The following is a 6049-nucleotide window of genomic DNA, read 5'->3' on the forward strand; positions in this document are numbered from 1 at the left end:
ATGCCATTGCTGCTCGCTAATAGACAGTATTTTGCCAGGCATCTGCCGTGGCCAGCGGAACTTGTCTTTTTCAAGCCGTTTGTACCACAGGCAAAACCCGGTGCTATCCCAGTACAGTACTTTTAACCGGGTACGCTGCTGATTACAAAACACAAACAGTGCGCCGCTAAATGGCGAGAGCTGCATCTCTTGCTCGACCAGCAACGATAAGCCATTAATGGATTTACGAAAGTCGACCGGCTGTTTATGGCTAAATTTGCCCAACGCGCCAAAAATGTAAAGTTAGCTTTAAATTCTAAAATCACTCACTTGAATTCTCGTTCTCAATCAGCGCTTGCTTCCAATATTCTGGTTCAGCATATCGAGCAACCAATGCATCGATATCTATTTTTGAGGTTGATGGACTAAACTCAAAATTGCCATACATATTGATGTGCTGCCATGCAACGGGCGAAATACTGTGAAGCTGAGCCAGTGCATTTTGATCTCCTACTGTTTGCTTCTGTTCATAGACACGAGATAGCAGCACTGTGTTGTAGTAAATGACCGCGTTGGTGATGAGCCGAGAGCATTCATTCCATATTTGCTGCTCCTCTTCTGTTTTTACTCTGAATTTTCCACCGTTAACAAATGCAACTGCTCGTCTAAGACGATGATAGGCTTCGCCACGATTTAATGCTTTTTGTACACATTGACGTAAGCCAACATCGTCGACAAAGTCGAGAATGTATAGCGTTCGGCATATGTTTTCCAACTCCCATAATGCTTTCTTGGTCTGATTCTGACGCGAATAGCTCGAGAGTTTGCGAACAATCGTGGCTTGAGTAACATCTTTTTGAGCTAGCGATGCCATGATCCGTTGAATATTGGGCCATTCACGTTCAATCAATTCATCGTTGGTTTTTCGGGCAGGCTTTATTAGCCAGTCACCACACTCATTGGGATGTTGTGAGCCGACTAACGTATCCATTTTCTTATGCAAATCACGATAACGAGGTGCAAAATGATATCCAAATGCATGCAAAATCCAAAAATTAACCTGATTGGTGCCATGGGTGTCAGTGGAATGCCGTTCTGGCTTTATATCAGAGGTATTGTTATGCAATAAATCGAAAACGTAATGGCTTTCATGTTCGTGAGTCCCAATAATCTTTGCATTTATAGGAACATGATTTGCAACCAACGTGTAGGCGCTGACACCTTTCTGTAAACCAAAATACTTGGGAGAATATCGAGCGTTAAGGGTGTTAATTTGCGTTTCTATCCGCTGACCATCGCTACTTGAATGAAGTGTGTCCTGAATATCATAGAGATGAAATGCGGGTAGCTGGCTGGTCGCATTACTAATCGCATCATTAGCCGCTCGTAATGTCTCCAAGCGTAGATAATTTCTTGATGTCCCCGCCATTGATGCTGAGCTAAGGCCTGAAACCTCAGCCATTTTTGCTAACCCCATGTTTGTTCCCATCGCAACAATACAGGCGAAAATTTCACGGGGATCAGCTTCATGCTTTACATAACGATCTAATACATGGGTAAATGCATTTAAAAATCCAGTATTACCCGCAACAAACCACAGTAGATCCGCAATACCAATTCCTGGTAACTGGCTGTAAAAATCGCTATTAACGGATTCATCACTGCTCGGATAAAGCAGCTTCCAACGACGCTTTTCGGCAGCCCCAATTACTTTAATATGTTTGTTGACCCCATCAGAAATATGTTGGTTAATCGCACTATAACGTGCTGCTAGCATAGTATGAAATACAGCCAGAGTATCTTGGATAGGGGCCAATAAAATGGGTGCACCAATATCTTGCAATACTCGTTCTTTATCCTGCCATCTAAGATCGCTTATTAAGTCATCTTCAAAGCGGCGAAATTCATTACTATGTTTAACGTACACATCACCCGCTTCCAGTGAGTTGCGTAGTAGGCGATAGACCAAAAACTCATAGCGATCTACATCAAGCGTTTTAAATGTTTTGCCCTCTTTACTAAACAAATATCGGCGTAAACCTTTAGGAATAATCTCAGTCGGAAATGAATTAGGGTCAGTTTGCCTTGGTGATTTTTCTGTGCGCAATAAGTTTTGTAAAAACGCGATAGCTTCAAGCAAAGGAGAGTCTTCTACACGTCCGGCAAAATCCAGATCAGTAAAAAGTTGCCTTAAGTTACGTTTGAATGTGGCGGATAATTTTGTGTAATGTGACCATTCAAATGCCGTTTTGTCGAAAGCAATATTGCGTAAGTAATCAGCAACTAATGGGAATCTCTCTTGTTCAAGCAATGCATAGGCTTTTTCTTTAATAATGGAAAAAGGTGTGTCATCGGTGATGGTGTCATCCGTAAACAGGCTCAATACATGACCCGCAGCCTGTAAATTTTTCGCTGCATTGGTAACCGCATTATTCATTGCTTCTTCAGCGGCACGCTTGGCCTGTTTCTCGTATTGATCGACCCAATGGAGCAATGCTTCAATTAAGTTGTCATTAATTTGCTGAAACCGATGAAAAGCAAAAAACAGCAGATATAACTGAGCAGTCTCTTTTTTCATGCGTTGAAGTTTATAAGTGGTATAAAACTTAACCATAGAAGCATAATACTTGCCGCTTTCATTGGAGATCCCCGCTGTTATGAGGAACTGCTTGGCAAACTCATGTAGAGGCTGGAAAAACTGCCGCCGTGCGACTTCATGTCGCAATTCTTTATAACTGAAATCTTTAGCTTCATGTTTTAATGCGCTGACGCGAAATACTCCTGACTCAGCCCGAAGCAAAGCCGCTAATTGCTGATCGATAAGTGAAGTCATGCAAGTGCTAAGTAATCGAGCAATACGGGTGCGTTCATAAGCCACCACTCTACCAATCATCTCTTGCATATACCGATAACTGGGCATGACAATACGGTGTAATGCTAAGTATTGGGTTAATTCACGAAAGATAAAGATAGGTTGTGTCGATAACATCGCAACCCGCTGTGCTTTATCTTCCAAATCAACTTTTACCTCATTATCACATTGTTTATACTGGAATAAATCAAGAATTGCTCGTTGTTGTTCAGCCCTAATCGGTCTTGAGGGACTTTTCAGTCTTGAAAGCGTTTTGGTGGGAAAGTACAGCGCGGCAATGTAATCCAAGTCATTTAGTACTGACGATTCTTGTTCATAACTGAAAAACTGCCGTTTGGCTTTGAAATAGCCCAGTTGCAATACTAAATGGGCTGCCACAGAAAACGTTCGGGTATTGTCGAATAGCTCGCGCTCTTTAGCACTTAAGTCAAAATATAATCGACGATCATCATCTGAGAAATGAGGTAATCCAAACAGTTCATCTATTTCATCAGTTGACAAAATAGATAGCCGCCGAACATCATTTTTCATGGTGCCCTCCCTATTTCACTACATCAAATAATTTCCCGCTCCGCGAGATGTGCAAGTGGAATCATACTTTTATGTAAGATCCCAAATACAACGAATTGATGCTCATGTTGGATGTAATAGATGACATGACTTGAATAAGGGAAGCTAAACACATTCATGCGTACCTCGGGTCTATTTTTCCCAAGGGTGGGTGTTTCAGCCAGCAGTTGAATCGTTTGTCTAAGTCCTGATAAATAGGTCTTCGACTGAGTCGTTCCCCATTGGGCTAACGTAAAGCGGTGAATACCTATCAGATCAGATTGTGCATCGGGCGTTAAATGATAAGTTACCGGCATTAGTCATACTGCCCTGCGGCCAGCTCATCAAAAAAGGTATTACCATCAACCAAATTGCCCATTTTGATGTCAGTTATGGCTTTCACCGCTTTGGATTGAAGCAAATGTAATTTTAGTGTCTCGATACTTTGGTATGCATCAGCTGAAATAACAACGGCCACAGGCTTGCCATTTTTATTAATTTGGATTGGAGCTTGTTGAGCTTTGAGCAACAAATCTCCAAAGTGAATTTTTGCTTCATTGGCTGAAAGAGTGTTCATTTATCACCTTTAAACGAATCGTTCGATTCGCTCAATTTACACCAGTTGGGCGATAAAAGTCAAAAATGCACCCTATCAAAATGTATACAATTTGATAGAGTAATTTATCACCTATCAAAACTACTATCATAAGTCGGTTATCAAAATCTCTAAAGAGATTATGGCAAATTTTTAATGTTTAGGTTTAAGGTGTATTTGATATTGAAAACAAGTTGTTACCTCGTGCATAAATCTAACTTTACACTTTTGGCGCGTTGGGCAAATTTAGCCTATTAGCATCTGCGTAACTGTGCCGCTATGGAATTTTTCAAATCCTGTGGTAGCGAGCGACTGGTGCAATCCAATAAAACATGCAAATCCAACTCCTGAGTAAATCGCTTATTCGACCACGAATCACCATACATTGATTCGGCCCAAATGAGAGCTTGCGCCAGCGAGTGAAATTGGCGCCTTCCGGTGTAGCCTAAACGGCAATCTACTGTCACGCCAACGAAGTGGATGCGGTAACTAGGAGGGATGCGATTAGCTAGCCGGATAAAGGGCGTTTGCCACACTTGCGGCTTTACCGCCAACCGTGGATTGAGAGGGTCTTTGAAATCGAATCTGGGCATGGCAAGGCTCCTGTTTATTTAAATACAGGATCTCACCAAGTCCAAATCACGCAAATTTTGCCTTACGCTGCCTTCCTCTTCAATGCCGTCAAGCGTGCACCCAGAGTCATCTTGTTAGCTGCCTGCGGCATTGCTAGGCGCTGTACTCGCTGTAACGATTGGTTAAGTGACTCAATAAAGCGTAAGTTCTCTTCCATCGTTTCTAACGCTTTCCCCAACAACAATTTGAAGTTGTCAGGGTTTGGCTTCCACCACTCCAAAATGGATTGGTCGTACACTTCGGCTGGCACCAGGGAGCCGACAGCGACCTTGTACTCTTCCCGCGTTAAGCCTTTACATAATTGCTGTTTAAGCGTTGATATAGCGCCGTTCCAATCATGGGCAGCTCGGATTAATTCAGCGACAATCAAGTTCAACGACTTGGCCATGACTCTGCTGGCATTGAGGTAGTCGCTCGGATGCTCTTTGAGTTGAGCCAGCTGAGCAGGCGATAACAGCTGTTTAAGTACATCATCAATCTGGGTCACGCCGCCGAACATCAGTGCCAGCCATAATTTAGACACTCCAGCTCTCTGGGTTACCCCTACGTCTGAGGTATCAAATCTAACATGGAGTAAATGGCTATTAAGACCATCTATCATTTCCCTTACTGCCCAACCTGCGTCCTGAATAACGCGCTCGATGTTAAATCCTAGGCGCTCTACTGTGTCATCGTTGGTTAGGGCGGTTTTAACCCCGTGGCGCTGGGCATTTCGCTCCGCTCTAATGATATTAAGGATTTCTGTCTTATCCCTGCGATGCTGGGTCATATCGATGGCGCGGGGATGGTTCGCAACATCGATGTAAGGCATAGACTGAAAGCTGAACATTCCGAGCTGCTGAAATATCTGTGTGCGCTTTAAAATGGCTTGSAGCTGGCMCCAATAGCTCGTTTTAATSGTGATCACGCCTTCAGMTAACAAGGTTTCAGCCACATGGGTGCCACMGTAGCGCCGYACATCAATYGCTTTGWAGCCGTAGCTRTGRCGGTTSCGCCARAAAKAKGCCATAAAGTCCCTGTGAAGCTGCAAGGCGCGTCTTGGGCCATCAATGGCATACCATTTCTCAAGCGACAATTCGGATAGCTGAATGTTTTCTACCGTGGCAGCTGGGTCAAATGACAGGTCTTCGTGGGTCGCGATAGCCTGCTGAGTAAAGCCAGAGAAGTTAGGYACTAACAAAGAAGAAGTCTGTTGGTGTGCCTCATGTAATCTGCAGTCCAATTTTGGTTTGTAAAACACCATCCTAGAATTGCCCTTCTCAATACCCTGTTTGCTGATTTTAACGACACGGCGGGAGAACTGGTTTGCGCTTTCGGTCTTACGAGCTTCCGGCCTGTAGCCTGTCAGTAGACTAATGCTTTGCAGATACGGAATATTCAGCGATTGTCGTTGTTTTCCACCAAGCGCACTAGATAATGAG

6 protein-coding genes are annotated in these 6049 nt (G+C 43.4%); all 6 read right to left on the bottom strand.

The genetic code is table 11. The features are described from left to right. On the bottom strand, window positions 1–264 hold a 264-nt coding region (gene tnpB, locus L5M37_RS23775), incomplete at its 3' end, for an IS66 family insertion sequence element accessory protein TnpB (RefSeq protein WP_263201906.1). A 37-nt stretch (window positions 265–301) separates the two neighbouring features. Next, window positions 302–3382, bottom strand: a complete 3081-nt coding sequence (locus L5M37_RS23780; RefSeq protein WP_011787830.1) for a Tn3 family transposase — start codon at window positions 3380–3382, stop codon at window positions 302–304. Window positions 3383–3405: 23 nt separating this feature from the next. Continuing rightward, window positions 3406–3717 (bottom strand): type II toxin-antitoxin system RelE/ParE family toxin, encoded by a 312-nt coding sequence (locus tag L5M37_RS23785; RefSeq protein ID WP_099458567.1) that lies wholly within the window; start codon window positions 3715–3717, stop codon window positions 3406–3408. Beyond that, the gene (locus tag L5M37_RS23790; protein WP_011787805.1) at window positions 3717–3977 is read right to left on the bottom strand and encodes a type II toxin-antitoxin system Phd/YefM family antitoxin; all 261 of its coding nucleotides are present in this window, start codon (window positions 3975–3977) and stop codon (window positions 3717–3719) included. The genes L5M37_RS23785 and L5M37_RS23790 overlap by 1 nt, the downstream gene beginning before the upstream one ends. A gap of 272 nt (window positions 3978–4249) precedes the next feature. Then, window positions 4250–4588 carry a hypothetical protein gene (locus L5M37_RS23795; protein ID WP_263148894.1) on the bottom strand — a complete coding sequence of 113 codons (339 nt, stop codon included), beginning with the start codon at window positions 4586–4588 and terminating at the stop codon, window positions 4250–4252. Between the two features lie 62 nt (window positions 4589–4650). Beyond that, the coding region (locus L5M37_RS23800; protein ID WP_263201907.1) for a hypothetical protein at window positions 4651–6049 on the bottom strand (1399 nt) is incomplete at its 5' end.

Source organism: Shewanella sp. SM69, from assembly GCF_025653985.1.
Classification (GTDB): Bacteria; Pseudomonadota; Gammaproteobacteria; order Enterobacterales; family Shewanellaceae; genus Shewanella; species Shewanella oncorhynchi.

Excerpts from the sequence above, each read along its gene's own strand:
- L5M37_RS23780 (WP_011787830.1), bottom strand. The coding sequence starts at position 3,382 with ATGAAAAATGATGTTCGGCGGCTATCTATTTTGTCAACTGATGAAATA.
- L5M37_RS23785 (WP_099458567.1), bottom strand. The coding sequence starts at position 3,717 with ATGCCGGTAACTTATCATTTAACGCCCGATGCACAATCTGATCTGATA.
- L5M37_RS23790 (WP_011787805.1), bottom strand. The coding sequence starts at position 3,977 with ATGAACACTCTTTCAGCCAATGAAGCAAAAATTCACTTTGGAGATTTG.
- L5M37_RS23795 (WP_263148894.1), bottom strand. The coding sequence starts at position 4,588 with ATGCCCAGATTCGATTTCAAAGACCCTCTCAATCCACGGTTGGCGGTA.